20 protein-coding genes and 1 pseudogene are annotated in these 16,697 nt (G+C 59.4%); 12 read left to right on the top strand and 9 right to left on the bottom strand.

Features of this window, described 5'->3' with window-relative positions; translation table 11 throughout:
• The first annotated feature begins 96 nt into the window (after positions 1 to 96).
• Together BLU85_RS07370 and BLU85_RS07365 are read left to right on the top strand one after the other, a co-directional pair.
• Positions 97 to 1,008: a gp53-like domain-containing protein gene (locus BLU85_RS07370; protein ID WP_092205028.1), complete on the top strand. Its 912-nt coding sequence runs from the start codon at positions 97 to 99 to the stop codon at positions 1,006 to 1,008.
• 13 nt (positions 1,009 to 1,021) lie between these two features.
• Positions 1,022 to 1,453 (top strand): phage tail assembly chaperone, encoded by a 432-nt coding sequence (locus BLU85_RS07365; protein ID WP_092205027.1) that lies wholly within the window; start codon positions 1,022 to 1,024, stop codon positions 1,451 to 1,453.
• A 146-nt stretch (positions 1,454 to 1,599) separates the two neighbouring features.
• On the opposite strand, the gene BLU85_RS07360 is transcribed toward BLU85_RS07365, so the two are convergent.
• Positions 1,600 to 2,412 carry a lipopolysaccharide biosynthesis protein gene (locus tag BLU85_RS07360; protein WP_256572900.1) on the bottom strand — a complete coding sequence of 271 codons (813 nt, stop codon included), beginning with the start codon at positions 2,410 to 2,412 and terminating at the stop codon, positions 1,600 to 1,602.
• A 276-nt stretch (positions 2,413 to 2,688) separates the two neighbouring features.
• Between BLU85_RS07360 and BLU85_RS07355 the strand changes: the two genes are divergently transcribed.
• The 5 genes and pseudogenes from BLU85_RS07355 (at position 2,689) to recX (ending at position 5,929) form a co-directional block, all read left to right on the top strand.
• Entirely contained in the window at positions 2,689 to 3,234 is a 546-nt protein-coding gene (locus BLU85_RS07355; protein WP_092205057.1) for a glycoside hydrolase family 19 protein, read from the top strand.
• A pseudogene (locus tag BLU85_RS07350) lies at positions 3,231 to 3,737 on the top strand (lysis system i-spanin subunit Rz); the annotation flags it as partial. The gene BLU85_RS07355 and the pseudogene BLU85_RS07350, both read left to right, overlap by 4 nt.
• A 79-nt stretch (positions 3,738 to 3,816) precedes the next feature.
• Complete coding sequence (locus BLU85_RS07345; protein WP_092205025.1) at positions 3,817 to 4,317, top strand: CinA family protein; 501 nt, start codon at positions 3,817 to 3,819, stop codon at positions 4,315 to 4,317.
• An 83-nt stretch (positions 4,318 to 4,400) separates the two neighbouring features.
• Positions 4,401 to 5,453: a recombinase RecA gene (gene recA, locus BLU85_RS07340; protein ID WP_003198351.1), complete on the top strand. Its 1,053-nt coding sequence runs from the start codon at positions 4,401 to 4,403 to the stop codon at positions 5,451 to 5,453.
• Between the two features lie 8 nt (positions 5,454 to 5,461).
• On the top strand, positions 5,462 to 5,929 hold the full coding sequence (gene recX / locus BLU85_RS07335; RefSeq protein WP_092205024.1) for a recombination regulator RecX: 468 nt from the start codon (positions 5,462 to 5,464) through the stop codon (positions 5,927 to 5,929).
• A gap of 46 nt (positions 5,930 to 5,975) precedes the next feature.
• Here the strand turns inward: recX and BLU85_RS07330 are convergent, their stop codons facing one another.
• Positions 5,976 to 7,094: an LOG family protein gene (locus BLU85_RS07330; protein WP_092205023.1), complete on the bottom strand. Its 1,119-nt coding sequence runs from the start codon at positions 7,092 to 7,094 to the stop codon at positions 5,976 to 5,978.
• Between the two features lie 455 nt (positions 7,095 to 7,549).
• On the opposite strand from BLU85_RS07330, the gene BLU85_RS07325 reads away from it, so the two are divergent.
• Positions 7,550 to 7,744, top strand: a complete 195-nt coding sequence (locus tag BLU85_RS07325) for a hypothetical protein (RefSeq protein ID WP_003198357.1) — start codon at positions 7,550 to 7,552, stop codon at positions 7,742 to 7,744.
• Here the strand turns inward: BLU85_RS07325 and BLU85_RS07320 are convergent, their stop codons facing one another.
• Entirely contained in the window at positions 7,745 to 8,167 is a 423-nt protein-coding gene (locus tag BLU85_RS07320; RefSeq protein WP_003198359.1) for a quorum-sensing-regulated virulence factor family protein, read from the bottom strand.
• A gap of 184 nt (positions 8,168 to 8,351) precedes the next feature.
• On the opposite strand from BLU85_RS07320, the gene BLU85_RS07315 reads away from it, so the two are divergent.
• The 3 genes from BLU85_RS07315 (at position 8,352) to BLU85_RS07305 (ending at position 10,400) form a co-directional block, all read left to right on the top strand.
• Complete coding sequence (locus BLU85_RS07315; RefSeq protein ID WP_092205022.1) at positions 8,352 to 9,098, top strand: tRNA-uridine aminocarboxypropyltransferase; 747 nt, start codon at positions 8,352 to 8,354, stop codon at positions 9,096 to 9,098.
• 213 nt (positions 9,099 to 9,311) lie between these two features.
• Positions 9,312 to 9,965: a response regulator transcription factor ErdR gene (gene erdR, locus BLU85_RS07310; protein ID WP_092205021.1), complete on the top strand. Its 654-nt coding sequence runs from the start codon at positions 9,312 to 9,314 to the stop codon at positions 9,963 to 9,965.
• A 72-nt stretch (positions 9,966 to 10,037) separates the two neighbouring features.
• Positions 10,038 to 10,400 carry a diacylglycerol kinase gene (locus tag BLU85_RS07305; protein ID WP_053118952.1) on the top strand — a complete coding sequence of 121 codons (363 nt, stop codon included), beginning with the start codon at positions 10,038 to 10,040 and terminating at the stop codon, positions 10,398 to 10,400.
• A 4-nt stretch (positions 10,401 to 10,404) separates the two neighbouring features.
• Here the strand turns inward: BLU85_RS07305 and BLU85_RS07300 are convergent, their stop codons facing one another.
• Entirely contained in the window at positions 10,405 to 11,331 is a 927-nt protein-coding gene (locus BLU85_RS07300; RefSeq protein ID WP_170847663.1) for a LysR family transcriptional regulator, read from the bottom strand.
• Between the two features lie 121 nt (positions 11,332 to 11,452).
• Here BLU85_RS07300 and fpr point away from each other — a divergent pair, with 121 nt between their 5' ends.
• Complete coding sequence (fpr, locus tag BLU85_RS07295) at positions 11,453 to 12,232, top strand: ferredoxin-NADP reductase (protein WP_003184787.1); 780 nt, start codon at positions 11,453 to 11,455, stop codon at positions 12,230 to 12,232.
• A gap of 209 nt (positions 12,233 to 12,441) precedes the next feature.
• Here fpr and tsaA read toward each other — a convergent pair whose 3' ends face one another.
• The 5 genes from tsaA to rimO all read right to left on the bottom strand — a co-directional run bounded on the left by tsaA (position 12,442) and on the right by rimO (position 16,633).
• Entirely contained in the window at positions 12,442 to 13,140 is a 699-nt protein-coding gene (tsaA, locus tag BLU85_RS07290) for a tRNA (N6-threonylcarbamoyladenosine(37)-N6)-methyltransferase TrmO (RefSeq protein ID WP_092205019.1), read from the bottom strand.
• 126 nt (positions 13,141 to 13,266) lie between these two features.
• Positions 13,267 to 13,728, bottom strand: a complete 462-nt coding sequence (locus tag BLU85_RS07285) for a YehS family protein (RefSeq protein ID WP_053182473.1) — start codon at positions 13,726 to 13,728, stop codon at positions 13,267 to 13,269.
• 59 nt (positions 13,729 to 13,787) lie between these two features.
• Complete coding sequence (locus BLU85_RS07280) at positions 13,788 to 14,498, bottom strand: rRNA pseudouridine synthase (RefSeq protein ID WP_092205018.1); 711 nt, start codon at positions 14,496 to 14,498, stop codon at positions 13,788 to 13,790.
• Positions 14,499 to 14,581: 83 nt separating this feature from the next.
• A complete protein-coding gene (locus tag BLU85_RS07275) occupies positions 14,582 to 15,055 on the bottom strand; it encodes a GNAT family N-acetyltransferase (protein WP_072410535.1) in 474 nt (157 codons plus the stop codon).
• Positions 15,056 to 15,292: 237 nt separating this feature from the next.
• The gene (gene rimO / locus BLU85_RS07270) at positions 15,293 to 16,633 is read right to left on the bottom strand and encodes a 30S ribosomal protein S12 methylthiotransferase RimO (RefSeq protein WP_092205017.1); all 1,341 of its coding nucleotides are present in this window, start codon (positions 16,631 to 16,633) and stop codon (positions 15,293 to 15,295) included.
• Between the last annotated feature and the right edge of the window lie 64 nt (positions 16,634 to 16,697).

The raw sequence follows: 16,697 nt of genomic DNA, 5'->3' as shown, positions 1-16,697 counted from the left end.
CAGAAAACTCTCAATTTTCCGTGCCATCGCTGAATGAACAACAGGCGAGTTTTTTATCGCCTTCGTTTTGGGCGCTGGCCAATCAGGAGCGAAAATTTGGATTATCCAAAAAGTGTTCCCAGTGCGGGTCTGTCGAACGGCAGGTTTGTGGACGAAGACCCCCTGGCAGGTAAGCCGGGGTCCTTGATTCCCGCCAGTTGGGGCAATGGCGTGACGCAGGAATTGCTCAATGTCATTCAAGCCGCCGGGATAGCGCCGTCGGAAGTCCTCTCCAACCAATTGCTCACAGCCTTGCGGGGTAGCGGGTTGTTTCTCACCGCACCGCTATTCGATAACAGCCGGGCCGTCGCCACGACTGAATACGTACTCCGCAGAGGGGTGCAATATGGTGGGTTCGATGTCTACAACACCGCTGTGACATTGACAGTGTCGGATATTGGCGGAATTGCCAGTTTCGCCAGTAATACTCCGGTTACCGCCAGACTGCCGGCCACCGCCGAAATCATACAGGGCGCCACAGTGACGATTGTCAATGCGGGAACCGGCATGGTCACCGTTTCAACGGCATCCGCTATTGATGTGCTATGCGCTTCGAATGGTGCGCAGGGGACAATCACTATTGGTCTGGGCGAAACGGCGGAGTTCATTAAACTCACTAACCAATGGCGTCTTATTGGCGGTACTGTGACCTTGAAGTATTCGGCCATGTCCATTTCGTCATTGCAACCCAATGGCTGGAAGCGCACGCCTGATGCAACGAGTCCGACGGGATATGTTATCGAGCAGTGGGGTATTTCTTCCAGCGGAGCGGATGCCAACGGCGTTATCGTAACGTTTCCAATGTCTTTCCCTAATGCCGTCAGAAACATCGTAGTGACCGATGGGGGCCCCACTTGTGCGTCTTTTGGTGTCTCTACAGGCTCGCTGAGCCAATTCAGGCTTTATGGGCGGGACTACAATGGCGCCTATTCAAATTGGACTGGGCTATGGCGAGCGATAGGTTATTGAAGGGGAGGTGAATATGTTGATTTATTACGCTCAATCCACGGGTGGGTTCTACAACTCTATAGATCACGCTGACAATCTTCCTGAAGACGCGATCAAGATCAGCGATGAAGAATATAGAACGTTATTTGCCGCCCCCTTTCTGAACAAATGTATCGAGTCCGACGATAAAGGTCGCCCGGTGCTCTCGGATATATCCGTTAATGAACTCACGGTACGAATGACCAGTGAAAAGAATTGGCGTGATGCATTGCTCACAGCAACCGACCGCCTCATAGCGAGAGATCGCGACGAAATGGATGACGGCGGCGGTACGACGCTGGATCAAACACAGTACACGCAGCTTCAGGCTTATCGCCGGGCTCTGAGGGATTGGCCGCAGGATGAGCGCTTTCCAGCCACTGCATATCGTCCGGTTGCGCCGTCCTGGCTGCTCGGACATCTTTGATCATGCACTTGCGATGACCTGAACATGGACCTTACGCAGCAGTAACTCATCAACATCGTGCACGACGCCTGGGAGCAGAACGGCTTGAACGAACTGGCCGACCGCGATCATCAACACTATTACCCGCCGTATCAACGGCGCCTTTTTTATCTGGACGCAAGCAGTCGCTTCGCATCATCGACGCTGACTTTCTGGATGATGTGCGTGGGAACCCGGGAGGTGGCGGATAAGTTGTAGACCTGGAAGCGTTCGTCGATGACGGCGTCCGCCATCAGCTTCAAGGACGGCAGGATTCGGGTGTGATAGTGCTGGTCCAGGCCGCAGGGGGAACGTTTGCCTTGGGCCGTTTCATAGAATCGGCCTGCGGCCTGGTTCAAGTCGAAGCCTACGAGGAACACCTTGTTGAACCCCAGGTGGTAGGCGATCTGCAGGGCCAGGTACATGACGGTTCGCGCATCGAAGCAGCCGGCGGCGATGTTTTTGCTGAAGCCGATGTCTTTGCTGCGCTTGCTCAGGAAAGATGTTTTCCGGACGAACGACTCCTCTCTGTCAAATAACGTCGCCATGAAGGAGGCCCTCGGGGCTTTCTTCAGGCTCAGGGTGCGTCCGCGTGGCTGGGTTTCAATGACTTCGAATTGGTCTTCCCATAAGGCAACGTTTTCGCTGAGCCCCATGGCCTTGGCAAACAGCTCGGGTTGCTGACGGGGAAAGTCATTATCGGAGCAGACATAGAAGAACGGTTTTATATCGGTGTCGGCGAACATCGATATGGCGCCATTCATGGTGATCATCGGGATGTCTGCAAACTCATGGATGGGGAAACGCTTCGCCGAATTGCCTGAGGCGATAATAAAGACCGGCCCGCTTTTTGTGTTTCTCAATTCACCAGGTGAGATTCGCCTTGGCAGGGAGGCGGGAGGATCCTTGCTACACGATCTATCTGAAATTTCCTTGCTCATCTGTCTTTCCTTGTTCAGATCATCGTTTGTGCGGTGACTATTCGAGTACGTGGCCTTGCCGTTGAAGGGTAGGGTTGGATGCTGGGAGGTTTCCAGATTTTCCTCGATATCTCAAGGTGTTTCTGGCGGTTACGATCTGCTAATCGACTGAAATCATTGCTTTTTGTTCAGCGCAGCTTCGTGCAGTTTCGCTCTGAATACAGTGCCGGTTCAACATCGCCATCGCCAAGATTGGATTTTTCGACGATGTTCGTCAAACGCGTCAAGGAGAACGCCATGCCCATCACGCCAGCACAACTGCTGCGTATCCTCCCCAATGCCGGCGCGAATGCCGGCATTTTTACACCTGTCCTCAATGCAGCCATGGGCTGTCGCCAGATCGTCGGTCCCAAGCGTGTCGCCGCGTTCCTCGCCCAGGTTGGTCATGAGTCAGGGCAGTTGCGTTATGTACGAGAGTTGGGCAACGCCGCCTACCTGGCGAAATATGACACCGGCCCGCTGGCCCTGCGCCTGGGTAATACGCCCGAGGCAGATGGCGATGGCCTGAAGTACCGCGGCCGGGGTTTGATCCAGATTACCGGCCGGGCCAATTACCAGGCCTGTGGTGAAGCGCTGGGCCTGGATCTGGTCAAGACCCCCGAGCTGCTGGAGCAACCCCAGTGGGCTGCACATTCGGCGGCCTGGTTCTGGTCGATCAATGGGCTCAATGCCCTGGCTGATGCAGGGCACTTCGACAAGATTACCCAGCGGATCAATGGTGGCCAGAATGGCGCGGCAGATCGTCGAGCACTGTATGCACAAGCGCTGAAGGTGCTCGAATGAGCCCGCTCCTGCTACGGCTCGCTCCGGCGGTCGGGCTGGCGCTTTCGCTGGCGGCCGCTGGTGTGGCGTGGAAAGTCCAGGACTGGCGCTATGGCAACACCTTGGCGGAGCAAGCCAGGCTACAGGCCGAGACCCTGAATCGATTGACCCTCGCAACGGCCGCTTCGCAGCAGCATGAAGCCGACAGGCGCCTGGCCCTGGAGCGGCAGCTGTCCGCCAGTGAACAAACCCATTACCGAGCCTTGAGCGATGCCCAACGTGACCAGGATCGCTTGCGCGATCGCCTTGCTACTGCCGATGTCCGGCTGTCAGTCCTCCTCGACGCCAACGATGTTGCCGCCGGTTGTGCAGTGCCTGCCGCCACCGGCGCCGGCGGCCTGGATCATGGCGCCCCACGCGCCCGACTTGACCCGGCGCATGCTCAACGAATTATCGCCATCACCGACGCCGGTGATCGCGGACTGATTGCCTTGCAGGCCTGTCAGGCCTATATCAGAGCGCTGGTCGGTAATCCGGCGAGCCTTGCAAGCGTCGACTGCTCGTGTACGGTAGGCCTCAATCGCGTGGAATCAGGAGAGCACCATGGACGACATTACCGAACTGGCCGCTGAATTGGGCAGACGCCTGCAGTTGCTCAATGCCCACGTCACCACGGCCGAGTCCTGTACGGGCGGGGGGATTGCCGAGGCGATTACCCGGATTCCCGGGAGCTCCGCCTGGTTCGAGGCCGGTTATGTCACCTATTCCAACCGCCAGAAGAGCCAGCAACTGGAGGTGCCAGCCCAGTTGTTCGAGAAGGTCGGGGCGGTCAGCCGCGAAGTGGTCGAGGCCATGGCACAGGGCGCCCAGCGCAAAAGCCTGGCGCGTTTTGCCGTGGCGGTCAGCGGGGTGGCCGGGCCGGACGGGGGTTCGCCGAGCAAACCGGTGGGCACCGTATGGCTCGCCTGGGCCGTTGGCCAGACGCTGATCAGCGAGCAGCGCTTCTTTTCAGGCAACCGCGACGAGGTCCGCCGACAAACGGTGAAGGCCGCGCTAGAGGGGCTGCTGCAACATGCCGCTGTAGAAATCTCAAATCAGGGGTAGGCGATCCTCGATCGCTGTGGAATAATACTGGCTACTTATACAGGTGTTGGCCGTCAGGCCTTATTGATTACGTGAGGACTTTAATGGACGACAACAAGAAGAAAGCCTTGGCTGCGGCCTTGGGTCAGATCGAACGTCAATTCGGCAAGGGTGCCGTAATGCGTATGGGCGATCAGGACCGTCAGGCTATTCCTTCCATCTCCACCGGCTCCCTGGGCCTGGACATTGCGCTTGGCATCGGCGGTCTGCCAAAAGGCCGAATCGTTGAAATCTACGGTCCTGAGTCGTCCGGTAAAACCACACTGACCCTGTCCGTGATCGCCCAGGCCCAAAAAGCCGGCGCGACCTGCGCCTTCGTCGACGCCGAACACGCCCTGGACCCGGAATATGCCGGAAAACTGGGCGTCAACGTCGACGACCTGCTGGTTTCCCAGCCGGACACCGGCGAGCAGGCCCTGGAAATCACCGACATGCTGGTGCGTTCCAACGCGGTCGACGTGATCATCGTCGACTCCGTGGCGGCACTGGTGCCAAAGGCTGAAATCGAAGGTGAAATGGGCGACATGCACGTGGGCCTCCAGGCTCGCCTGATGTCCCAGGCCCTGCGCAAGATCACCGGTAACATCAAGAACGCCAACTGCCTGGTGATCTTCATCAACCAGATCCGTATGAAGATCGGCGTGATGTTCGGCAGCCCGGAAACCACCACCGGTGGTAACGCACTGAAGTTCTACGCCTCGGTTCGCCTCGACATCCGCCGTACTGGCGCGGTGAAAGAAGGTGATGAGGTTGTCGGCAGCGAAACCCGCGTCAAGGTCGTGAAGAACAAGGTGGCTTCGCCGTTCCGTCAGGCCGAGTTCCAGATTCTTTACGGCAAGGGCATCTACCTCAATGGCGAGATGATCGACCTGGGTGTGTTGCACGGTTTTGTCGAGAAGTCGGGCGCCTGGTATGCCTACAACGGCACCAAGATCGGTCAGGGCAAGGCCAACTCGGCCAAGTTCCTGGCGGATAACCCGGAAGTTGCCGCTGCCCTCGAGAAGCAACTGCGTGACAAACTGTTGAGCCCGGTTGCAGACGTCAAGTCCGTGGCTAATCGCGAGACTGCTGACGATCTGGCTGACGCTGACATCTGATCGATCCGATGACCGCCGTACTCGATACCCTCGTCGCGGTGCGGCGAGCCGCGATGGACCTGCTCGCCAGGCGCGAGCACGGTCGGGTCGAGCTGACGCGTAAACTGCGTCAGCGCGGCGCGCCCGATGAGTTGATCGACACGGCTCTCGACCGTTTGACTGAAGAGGGCCTGCTGTCGGAGTCCCGTTACCTGGAAAGCTTCGTCGCTTATCGCGCCCGATCCGGCTATGGTCCTTTGCGCATTCGTGAGGAGCTGGGCCAGCGCGGTTTGCAACGCCCGGATATCGAACTCGCCTTGCGCGAAAGCGGTATCGATTGGCAGGAGCAACTGACGGACACCTGGCGTCGCAAGTTCTCAGGGCATTTGCCTATCGATGCACGAGAGCGAGCCAAGCAAGGGCGTTTCCTGGCGTACCGAGGCTACTCCATGGAAATGATCAACCGCTTGTTCAGCGGTCGCGGCATGGATGATTAATTAAAAAACGGCCCGCTATTTCGATAGCGGGCCGTTTTTTATGGGCTCAGGTTACCTTGATCGGCTCCCAGGTAAGGGGATGGGTCTTTTGGGCGGGTTGGGCCCAGTTTTCCGGCAGGTTGATGTAGTCCACCAACTCCCTCAAGCGACCATGATTACGGGCGTTGAAGGTGAACGTCAGACGTGTCAGGTGACTGAACCGGGCCTCGTCGTGCTCTTCACCGCTGTAGTCATGTTGATGAAAACAATCGTTCAGGCACAGGTCGGCGAAATCTACCTGCATCCGCTGCAGTGCCTGTTCGCTTAGCTTGTGATTCATGCGGATCACGAACTGATGCTTGAGCCAGCGACTGGAGTGGAAGTTGCGGTAGAACTGATTGATCTCTTCCACGGCCTCTTCGGCGTTGTACACCAGGCGCATGAGCTTCATGTCGGTGGGCAGGATGTAGCGATTTTCTTCCAGCTGTTCGTGGATAAAGTCCAGGGCGCTTTGCCAGAACCTGCCCCCGGGAACATCCAGCAGGACCACCGGTACCAGTGGGCTTTTGCCGGTCTGGACCAGCGTCAGGACTTCCAGCGCCTCGTCTAGCGTGCCGAAACCGCCAGGGCAGAGCACCAGTGCATCGGCCTCCTTGACGAAAAACAGCTTGCGGGTGAAGAAGAAGTGGAATGGCAGCAGGTTCGACGTGCCTTCAACGGTCGGGTTCGCGTGCTGTTCGAAAGGCAGGGTGATATTGAAGCCCAGGCTATGATCACGCCCCGCGCCTTCATGGGCAGCGGCCATGATGCCACCGCCGGCACCGGTGATGACCATCATGTCCGAGCGGGCCAGCGAAGCGCCCAATTCTCGGGCCAGGCCGTACAGTGGATGTTCGATAGGCGTTCGGGCCGAGCCGAAAACCGTGACTTTGCGTCGACCCTTGAATTGTTCGAGCGTACGGAAGGCGTGCTCCAATTCCCTCAGGGTCTGCAGCGTGATCTTGGCATTCCAGCGGTTGTGATCTTCCTGTGCCATGCGTAGCACAGTCAGGATCATGTCACGGTAAATGGGGAGGTTGGGGCTGTTGGGAGACACCAGGTTGAGTTGTTCTTCGACCTTGCGGGTAAGGTCGTGGCCGAGGTTCTCAAAATGACGACTGAGCAGGTCATTCGGTTTATAAGGCATTCAACTTCTCCTTCTTAACAGGACCCTGGCCCGGATGAGAGATTCATCAGGGCCACGACACTTCGTGTGTCGTCGTCAGCCCAGGCAGCGGCCTGGAAGTTGACCTGGCTTGATGCGGTCTGCAGCAAGGCGACCAAGCCATCCAGCGGGTTCTGTTTTTCCCTTTTGATAAAAACAAGCACGCCAAGGTGTTGGCCGGGCAGCCTCTTTCTGCCCGATGCAAATAGTCAGAACACTTCTGAATCTAGCCGATCTTTGCTGTCCTGATCATGGCGCTCAAAAGTGACCGTTGGCAACCGCTGGATAAGTGCACCGCCCTATAGCGCCGCTCGTCAGATTGCCGGCCGGGTGCGTGCCGCTCTGATTTACTGATAACAAGCGTGGCAATGCAATTTGGCGCTCAGGGCTGGTGCTACGTGATGGATTGAAGCGGATCGGGCATGGAGGCGGGAGAGATGACCAGGGTGACTCTGGAGCTCGACAGGCAGTTGTACTTGATGCTGTTGGAATCGGCGCAGGCCAATCGAGTGAGTCTTGAGGAGGAATGCTGTCGTCGACTGGGAGGGCGGGCATGGCGCTCGCGCTACCTTCAGGCGCTGGTGGCGGAACTGCGCGCCGACGATGAGCAGCGGCGCGCAAGCTCGGGTTGATTACTTCTTCGTCTTGGCAGGTTTCGGGCAATCCGATTCCTGGAAGCGCTCGGTCGCGACCGGGCGGTTGGTCTTAACCTCGGTGAATTCGTAGCGCATTGTCGCGCCCTTGGCCATCAACTTGCGAAAGCCCGGATTGGTGCACACCGTGGAACCCAACTGGAAATACACGGCCTTGGGGTCTGCGCGCATTTTCTGGGCATGGCTGCTTTGCACGCTGAGGTGGTTGATCAGCTCGGTGCCTTCGACGGTATACCCCTGGTCGAGAATGTCTTCGTTGATCGCCCGTGGCGTACCGACGCTACTTTCCTTGGCAACGTTCTGCAGCATCTTGTTCAGTTCGAGTTCTTTCAGCGACGCAGCCTGAGCGCTGAAGGACGTCGCCAGCAGAACGGCAACGGTAGGGACGATAAGGCGCAGCATGAAACTCTCCTGGTTCAGTGACTGGTGGTTCGACCGATCACATGACTGTGCGTTCAGTGGCCGGGGATTATAGGTGAGCCTGGGTGGACGGTACAGGCTCGTGCGCTCTGGTAGACTGCCGGCCTTTATTGCCCTGCCGAGTGTTGTTCGTGTCGAGTTTTCCTGTCTGCCGGCGTCGCCCGCGATGAATCACGCCCCTAACGCCGTAGCCCGCCTGCGCGATCAGCGCATCGATGAAGGGATCAAGCCGATCCAGGCCCGAGGCTGGCGCGCGCCCCGGTGCAGCGCCTGCCGGGTGATCGAGAGCCATTGCCTGTGCGCCTGGCGTCCGAGCGTCGAAACCCGTTCCGGGGTCTGCCTGATCATGACCAACAAGGAAGTGTTCAAACCGAGCAACACCGGTTGGCTGATCGCCGATGTGGTGCGCGACAACCATGCGTTCATCTGGTCGCGCACGGAGATCGATGAGCAACTGCTGGCGTTGCTGAACGATCCGCAATGGCAGCCGTACCTGGTGTTTCCGGGTGAATACGTCGAGCCATCGCGGGTCACCCACACGGTGGACCTCGATCAATCCAGGCGCCCGTTGTTCATTCTGCTGGACGCGACCTGGACGGAGGCGCGGAAGATTTTCCGCAAGAGCCCGTATTTCGACCGGCTGCCGATCCTGAGCCTGCTGCCCGACAAACTGTCGCGCTACCGTTTGCGTCGTTCGACCCGCAGCGAGCACCTGTGCACTGCGGAAGTGGCGGCGTTGTGTCTGGAGTTGGCGGGGGACAGCGACGCCGCGTCGGCCCTGGATGCCTATTTCGATGTGTTCAGCCAGCATTACCTGGGCGCCAAGGGTCAGCAGCAGGTCAACGTATCGACCCCGGCCCATGCCGAGTTGCAACCCTTCATTCGTACACCGCACACGGTATTGGCTCAATAGTGGCCCATACTGGACTCAGGGGCGGCCGTGCTGCTTGACCACCCCGGCTTCGCTGGGCATGCTTGGCGCCGACCAGGTCGCCGCCGTGTTTGAAACGTCATGTCTGGCGCTGCACGTGCCCCTGTGGATGGCGCCGCAGGGTGGTGTCTTGAGTTGTCTTGGCGAGGCGCGAATGCATCGAGCCTGCCATAAAAAAACAGGATCATTTGAAAAATGGCCACATACGAAATCCTGATTGCCGATGATCACCCGCTCTTTCGCAGCGCGTTGCATCAGGCAGTGACCCTGGGCCTCGGCCCGGATGTCCGATTGACGGAGGTGGCCAGTATCGCGGAACTGGAGGTCCAGTTGACGGCGAAGTCCGATTGGGACCTGGTGCTGCTGGATCTGAACATGCCCGGTGCCTATGGTTTTTCAGGGCTGGTGCTGTTGCGCGGCCAATACCCGCAGATCCCCGTGGTGATGGTCTCGGCCCAGGAAGAAGCGTCAGTGATGGTCAAGGCCCGGGAGTTCGGCGCCAGTGGCTTCATCCCCAAGTCCAGCTCCCTTGAAATGATTCAAAAGGCCGTGAAGGCGGTCCTGGACGGCGATGTCTGCTGGCCGCCCCAGGCGTTTGAAGCCGTGAGCGTGTCCGAAGAGGCCAAGGCCGCCAGCGCGGGCCTGGCCAGCCTCACGCCGCAGCAGTTTCGAGTGTTGACCATGGTCTGCGAAGGCCTGCTGAACAAGCAGATTGCTTATGAGCTGAACGTGTCGGAGGCCACTATCAAGGCCCACGTCACAGCGATATTCCGTAAACTGAACGTACGGACCCGGACCCAGGCGGCCTTGCTGCTGCAACAACTTGAGTCAATTTCGCCGCAGGCTTAAAGCGCCGCTTCACGCTTTTTTGACCGGGTTTGAATTAGTTTCTCCACTCCTTTTCGATCAGTTGCCCACTCTATGTCACCTTTTAAAGGCCAGACCGGCCTGAAACGCATCCTCAACGCCTCCGGCTATTCCTTGGACGGGCTGCGCGCGGCTTTTGTCGGCGAAGCGGCGTTCCGTCAGTTGGTGTTGCTCAACGTCGTACTGATTCCGTTGTCCTTCTTCCTGAACGTCAGCCGTGTCGAACAGGCGCTGCTGATTGCCGTGTGCCTGCTGGCATTGATCGTGGAATTGCTCAACTCGGCGGTGGAGGCGGCCATCGACCGCATCTCCCTGGAGCTGCACCCGTTGTCGAAAAACGCCAAGGACATGGGCAGCGCTGCCCAGTTCGTCGCCCTGACGATGATCGCATTGGTGTGGGGCCTGATCCTGCTGTAACGGCTCAGGCAATGGCCGGCAGCACGATTTCGTCGCTGCGCTGGGCCCCGGCGGTGAACGCCCGGCACAATTCGAGAAATTCGCGCATGGCGGAGGTCTGGTACTTCTGTTTGTGCCAGATGAAATAGAACTGCCGCGCCAGGTCCATGTCCGGTGTTTCCACCGCGACGAGGCTGCCGCGGCGGAAGGCGTCGCGCAGGGCCAGGCGTGAGATGCAGCCTATGCCCAGGCCGGATTCAACGGCGCGCTTGATCGCTTCGGTGTGTTCCAACTCCAGGCGGATGTTCAACGCGCTGCGGTGGTGGCGCATGGCCTGGTCGAAAGTCAGTCGCGTGCCCGAACCCTGTTCCCGCAGAATCCAGGCTTCACGGGTCAATTCCTCCATGGTCGCCTGGCCGCGCTCGGCCAGCGGGTGTTGAGGGGCGCAGAACACCACCAGTTCGTCCTCGACCCAGCTTTGCACTTCGATGTCCGGATGGCTGCAGTCGCCTTCGATTAGACCCAGATCAATTTCATAGTGGGCAACCTGGTGCACGATATTGGCAGTGTTCTGCACGTGCAGCTTCACCTGGCTTTCCGGATGGCGCTGCATGAACCCGCCGATCAACAAGGTCGCCAGGTAATTGCCGATGGTCAGCGTCGCGCCGACCGCCAGTGAGCCGAAACCGGACTTGCCATTGAGCAGGTCTTCGATCTCCTTGGCCTGGTCCAGCAGCGCCACTGCCTGGGGCAGCAGCTGTTTGCCCAGGGCATTGAGGCTCAGGCGTTTGCCGGCGCGGTCGAACAGCTGGCAGCTCGATTGCCGCTCCAGTTCGGTGATGGAGGTGCTGGCCGCCGACTGCGACAGGTTGAGCTGGCCCGCAGCGCGAGACACGCTTTCCTGCTGGGCGACGGCGACGAAGACTTGAAGTTGACGTAGAGTAAATCGCATATCGATATAACCGATAACCCTTATCTTAATAATCCATTTAACAGATATTGTCGCCGCCATTAGAATGCGATGCAATTGCGCAGGTTATCGGCGCAGGCATCATTCCCAGGAGTCCCCGTACATGAGCAACATGAACCACGAGCGTGTCCTCAGTGTTCATCACTGGAACGACACTCTGTTCAGCTTCAAGTGCACCCGCGATCCGGGCCTGCGCTTCGAGAACGGTCAGTTCGTGATGATCGGCCTGCAACAGCCCAACGGCCGCCCGCTTATGCGCGCTTACTCGATTGCCAGCCCGAACTGGGAAGAGCATCTCGAATTCTTCAGCATCAAGGTGCCCGATGGTCCGCTGACTTCCCAGCTGCAGCACCTGAAGGAAGGCGACGAGATCATCATCAGCAAGAAACCCACCGGCACCCTGGTGCTGGACGATCTCAAGCCGGGCAAGCATTTGTACCTGCTCAGCACCGGCACCGGCCTGGCGCCGTTCATGAGCGTCATCCAGGACCCGGAAACCTATGAGCGTTTCGAAAAAGTGATCCTGTGCCACGGCGTGCGTTACGTCAATGAAGTCGCGTACCGCGAATTCATCACCGAGCACTTGCCGCAGAACGAGTTCTTCGGCGAAGCCCTGCGTGACAAGCTGATCTACTACCCGACCGTGACGCGCGAGCCGTTCGAGAACGAAGGCCGCCTGACCGACCTGATGCGCAGCGGCAAGCTGTTCCGCGACATCGGCCTGCCACCGATCAACCCGCAGGACGACCGCGCCATGCTGTGCGGCAGCCCGAGCATGCTCGACGAGACCAGTGAAGTGCTCAACAGCTTCGGCCTGACCGTTTCGCCGCGTATGCGCGAGCCGGGTGACTACCTGATCGAGCGGGCGTTTGTAGAGAAGTAGGCCTCGGCATCTGCGGTGGCCTATAGACCGCCATCGCGAGCAGGCTCGCTCCCACAATGGAATCTGTGTGAACACAAATCTCGTGCTCACTGCGGATCGAATGTGGGAGCGAGCCTGCTCGCGATGGCCGCGACTCGGTCCAACTGACAGAACGTAAAAAAGCCCGCGCCGCCTGAAGAAGGCCATGCGGGCTTTTTCGTTTCCGGGTTTTATTGAACGGCAGGAACGACTTCCAATACCCGGATCATCCCCGGTTGCGGGTAATGCCAGCGAACGTCCACATCCCAGAACTGCGCGCCATATTCCCGTTCGGCTGTGGGAATCTGGTACGCCGGGCGTGGGTCTTGGGCCAGGCATTGTTCGATCAGCTCCACCAAGGGTTCCTGCAGACGTATGGCATGGTCCTGGGCTTGTAGCAGGGCAGTGTCCGCCCATTGCACGGAGATCAGCTCAGGCGCCGCACTGGCGATGCTGTTCGATGCCGAGCCGATGATGTCGGCGTAGGGCACGTAGGGCTTGATGTCGAGCACCGGCGTGCCGTCCAGCAAATCGATACCCGAGAGCCACAGGCGCCCGGCTTCGACCCGTTCCAGCTTCACGACCGACTGGCCAATGCCGTTGGGGCGATGGGTGGCGCGGGTGGCGAACACGCCCATGGACTTGTTGCCGCCCAGGCGTGGCGGTCGCACTTTCAAGCGTGGCTTGTCCTCCAGGGCCTGGTGGAACAGGAACAGCAGCCAGACATGGCTGACCTGCTCCAGGCCTTGCACCGCCTCGCCCTGGTCGAACGGCGCCACCAGCTCCAGCACACCGCGTGCGGCCGGAGCCAGTTGCGGTTGGCGGGGGATGGCGAACTTCTCCTTGAAGCAGGAGCGGACGAAGCCGATGGGAGAGACGCTGTAGGTCATGGGTTGGGATCGAGGCGGGATGGAGAGGGCATGATAACGCGAGAGCTGAAATCGACACGGTCCTCTGCGGCGAGGGAGCAAGCTCCCTCGTCACAAAAGCCCCCAGGATTCAGCTGTCCTTCAAAGTCAGCCGCGAACGCGCAGCGTCAGGCCCTTGAGGAAGTTGCGCAGCAATTGGTCGCCACACGGGCGGTAGTTGGTGTGGCCGAACTTGCGGAACAGCGCGCTCAGTTCCGGCTTGGACACCGGGAACTCGGCGGCCTTGAGGATGGCGTGCATGTCGTCTTCCTTCAGCTCGAAGGCCACCCGCAGTTTCTTGAGGATGATGTTGTTGGTCACTGGCACTTCGATCGGCTGGGGCGGACGGCTTTCGTCCTTGCCACGCTTGAAGATCACCAGGCCATCGAGAAAATGCGCCATGACCTCGTCAGGGCAGAACACGAAGCCTTCTTCCTCGTCTTTCTTGAGGTAGCCCGCCAGGTCCGCCAGGGAGACGTCCAGGCCACCCAGCTTGATGATCTCGATGACTTTCTTGTCGCTGATGTCGAGCATGTAGCGCACGCTGCGCAGTACGTCGTTGTGAATCATGTGTGCAGTCCTGATCAATCGGCAGTGGGCGCCTGCGTTCGGTGCGGCGCCGGAAAAAATTAGAATTTCTCTTTGGCGGACAGATAGCGCCACTGGCCCAGCGGCACCTTGCCAATGGACACGCCGCCGATGCGGATACGGCGAATGGCGACGACCTTGAGCCCGACCGCCTGGCAAAACAGAGCGATCACGCCGGGCTGCGGGTTTTTCATGGCAAAGCGCAGGCGGTTCTCGTTCTGCCAGCTGGCCTTGACCGCCGGCAGCTCCTTACCCTTGTAGGTCAAGCCATGGTTCAGGCGATTGAGGCCATGGGCGACCATGTCACCTTCGACTTCCACCACGTATTCCTGCTCGATCTTGGCGGCGTCGGCGGTAAGCTTGCGCAAGATCTTCCAATCCTGGGTGAACACCAGCAGCCCGCTGGCGTTGGCTTGCAGGTCGGCACTGGCGGTCAGGCGCAGGAAATGGCCCTTGAGCGGCCGCTTGCCGAAGCGATGTTCTTCGCTCAGGGTCTGCGGGCCAAGGGAGGCCATCGCGGCGTCTGCGTCCATGCCTGCCGGGGCGTTCAGCAGGAGTGTCACTGGCTCCGGCGCGGTGGCCTTGGCCCCGGGGTCGAGTTCGACCTTCTGGGTCGTTACCTTGAACTGCGGTTCGTCGATCACTTCGCCATCCACGGTGACCCAGCCGCCCTCGATGAACAGCTCAGCCTCGCGACGGGAACAGCCGACGAGTTCGATGAGGCGTTTGGAGAGACGAATCGGGTCAGTCATGACGGGGGCCGTAACAAAAAGAGGGTGGGCATTGTACCTGCCTGGGGCCGGTTAATCGCGGGTCCATTTGCCTCATGCAACTTTTAGCCGCGTCCGGCCTTCAGATCGGGCTGCTTGTAGCGCATGTGCAGCAATGGGTAGGGCTGGTTCATGCCATCTTTTGCCGAGCGCCCGACCACTTCGAAGCCTTGCTTGAGATAGAAGCCCAAGGCTTGCGGGTTCTGTTCGTTGACGTCCAGTTGATTGGCGTTCAGGTGTTCCATGGCGTAGCGCAGCAACAGCTTGCCCAGGCCCTGGCCACGGTGTTGCGGGGCGATGAAGAGCATCTCGACCTTGCCAGCCGCGACACCGGCGAAGCCGGTGATCCGCTGGCGCGCGTCCCGGGTGCAAATGAGCATCACCGCATCCAGGTAACGGGTGAGCACCAGGTTTTTCAGCAGTTCGATGTAGCTGTCTGGCAGAAACTCATGGGTGGCCCGAACCGACGCCTCCCAAACCTGGGTCAGTTCCTGGTAATCGCTCGGTTTCGGTGTATGGATGACCGAATGCTGGCGCATGTCCGCCTGTTCCTTGTGCTGGATGTGCTGGGTTTCTCCATACGATAGCCGTAAAAAAGCCCCGCATCCTGTGAGGATGGCGAGGCTTTTCAATTTTTTGGCGATGAACGAACCTGTGGGAGCCGAGCTTGCTCGCGATAGCGTCGTGTCAGCCAACATTCATGCTGATTGATGCACCGCCATCGCGAGCAAGCTCGGCTCCCACAAGTATTGCAGCAGCCTGTAAAGCGCGGCAGATCAACCGATCTGTTCAGCCCACAAGTCATACTCATCGGCATCGGTCACCTTGCACCAGACCTTGTCCCCTGGCTTGAGGTTGCTGCCGTTGTCGATGAAGACGTTGCCGTCGATTTCCGGCGCGTCGAAGAAGCAGCGGCCCACGGCGCCTTGCTCGTCCACTTCATCCACCAGCACTTCGATTTCACGGCCGATGCGCATTTGCAGGCGCGCCGAGCTGATGGCCTGCTGGTGCGCCATGAAGCGTTCCCAACGGTCCTGCTTGACGTCGTCCGGCACCACGTCCAGGTCCAGATCGTTGGCCGGTGCGCCTTCCACAGGGGAATACTGGAAGCAGCCAACACGGTCGAGCTGGGCTTCGGTCAGCCAGTCCAAGAGGTACTGGAAGTCTTCTTCGGTTTCCCCGGGGAAGCCGACGATGAAGGTCGAGCGGATGATCAGGTCCGGACAGATTTCGCGCCAGTTCTTGATGCGGGCCAGGGTCTTGTCTTCGAAAGCCGGGCGCTTCATGGCCTTGAGGACTTTCGGGCTGGCGTGCTGGAACGGGATGTCCAGGTACGGCAGGATCTTGCCGGCCGCCATCAGCGGGATCAGCTCGTCGACATGCGGATACGGGTAAACGTAATGCAGGCGGACCCAGACGCCCAGGGTGCTGAGGGCTTCGCACAGTTCGGTCATGCGGGTTTTCACCGGCGCGCCGTTCCAGAAGCCGGTGCGGTATTTCACGTCGACGCCATAGGCGCTGGTGTCCTGGGAGATCACCAGCAGCTCCTTGACGCCGGCCTTGACCAGGCGCTGGGCTTCGTCGAGCACATCGCCCACCGGGCGGCTCACCAGCTTGCCGCGCATCGACGGGATGATGCAGAAACTGCAGCTGTGGTTGCAGCCTTCGGAAATCTTCAGGTAGGCGTAGTGGCGCGGGGTCAGCTTGATGCCCTGTGGCGGCACCAGGTCGATCAGCGGGTTGTGGTCCTGGCGTGGCGGCACCACGTCATGCACGGCGTTGACCACCTGCTCGTACTGCTGCGGCCCGGTCACGGACAGCACGCTTGGGTGCACGTTGCGGATGTTGCCTTCTTCCACGCCCATGCAGCCGGTGACGATGACCTTGCCGTTTTCCTTGATGGCTTCGCCGATCACTTCCAGGGACTCGGCCTTGGCCGAATCGATGAAGCCGCAGGTGTTGACCACGACCACGTCGGCGTCCTGGTACGTGGACACGACGTCATAGCCTTCCATGCGCAGCTGGGTCAGGATGCGCTCGGAGTCGACCAGAGCCTTCGGGCAACCCAGGGATACGAAGCCAACCTTCGGATTGGCTGGCGTGGTAGTGGTGGACATGTCTAACCTCGGTGTAGGGGGATCGTCTCTTGCCGAGACAGGGCGCCTGGCGCGCCTCTGATCA

The organism is Pseudomonas sp. NFACC14 (genome assembly GCF_900106885.1).
GTDB lineage: Bacteria > Pseudomonadota > Gammaproteobacteria > Pseudomonadales > Pseudomonadaceae > Aquipseudomonas > Aquipseudomonas fluorescens_AA.
This window is presented reverse-complemented; position numbering and strand designations above follow the sequence as displayed.

Excerpts from the sequence above, each read along its gene's own strand:
- erdR (WP_092205021.1), top strand. The coding sequence starts at position 9,312 with ATGGCCACATACGAAATCCTGATTGCCGATGATCACCCGCTCTTTCGC.
- BLU85_RS07330 (WP_092205023.1), bottom strand. The coding sequence starts at position 7,094 with ATGCCTTATAAACCGAATGACCTGCTCAGTCGTCATTTTGAGAACCTC.
- recA (WP_003198351.1), top strand. The coding sequence starts at position 4,401 with ATGGACGACAACAAGAAGAAAGCCTTGGCTGCGGCCTTGGGTCAGATC.
- rimO (WP_092205017.1), bottom strand. The coding sequence starts at position 16,633 with ATGTCCACCACTACCACGCCAGCCAATCCGAAGGTTGGCTTCGTATCC.
- BLU85_RS07365 (WP_092205027.1), top strand. The coding sequence starts at position 1,022 with ATGTTGATTTATTACGCTCAATCCACGGGTGGGTTCTACAACTCTATA.
- BLU85_RS07315 (WP_092205022.1), top strand. The coding sequence starts at position 8,352 with ATGAATCACGCCCCTAACGCCGTAGCCCGCCTGCGCGATCAGCGCATC.
- BLU85_RS07320 (WP_003198359.1), bottom strand. The coding sequence starts at position 8,167 with ATGCTGCGCCTTATCGTCCCTACCGTTGCCGTTCTGCTGGCGACGTCC.
- recX (WP_092205024.1), top strand. The coding sequence starts at position 5,462 with ATGACCGCCGTACTCGATACCCTCGTCGCGGTGCGGCGAGCCGCGATG.
- BLU85_RS07345 (WP_092205025.1), top strand. The coding sequence starts at position 3,817 with ATGGACGACATTACCGAACTGGCCGCTGAATTGGGCAGACGCCTGCAG.
- BLU85_RS07360 (WP_256572900.1), bottom strand. The coding sequence starts at position 2,412 with ATGAGCAAGGAAATTTCAGATAGATCGTGTAGCAAGGATCCTCCCGCC.
- BLU85_RS07305 (WP_053118952.1), top strand. The coding sequence starts at position 10,038 with ATGTCACCTTTTAAAGGCCAGACCGGCCTGAAACGCATCCTCAACGCC.
- BLU85_RS07300 (WP_170847663.1), bottom strand. The coding sequence starts at position 11,331 with ATGCGATTTACTCTACGTCAACTTCAAGTCTTCGTCGCCGTCGCCCAG.
- fpr (WP_003184787.1), top strand. The coding sequence starts at position 11,453 with ATGAGCAACATGAACCACGAGCGTGTCCTCAGTGTTCATCACTGGAAC.
- BLU85_RS07285 (WP_053182473.1), bottom strand. The coding sequence starts at position 13,728 with ATGATTCACAACGACGTACTGCGCAGCGTGCGCTACATGCTCGACATC.
- BLU85_RS07325 (WP_003198357.1), top strand. The coding sequence starts at position 7,550 with ATGACCAGGGTGACTCTGGAGCTCGACAGGCAGTTGTACTTGATGCTG.
- BLU85_RS07275 (WP_072410535.1), bottom strand. The coding sequence starts at position 15,055 with ATGCGCCAGCATTCGGTCATCCATACACCGAAACCGAGCGATTACCAG.
- tsaA (WP_092205019.1), bottom strand. The coding sequence starts at position 13,140 with ATGACCTACAGCGTCTCTCCCATCGGCTTCGTCCGCTCCTGCTTCAAG.
- BLU85_RS07280 (WP_092205018.1), bottom strand. The coding sequence starts at position 14,498 with ATGACTGACCCGATTCGTCTCTCCAAACGCCTCATCGAACTCGTCGGC.
- BLU85_RS07355 (WP_092205057.1), top strand. The coding sequence starts at position 2,689 with ATGCCCATCACGCCAGCACAACTGCTGCGTATCCTCCCCAATGCCGGC.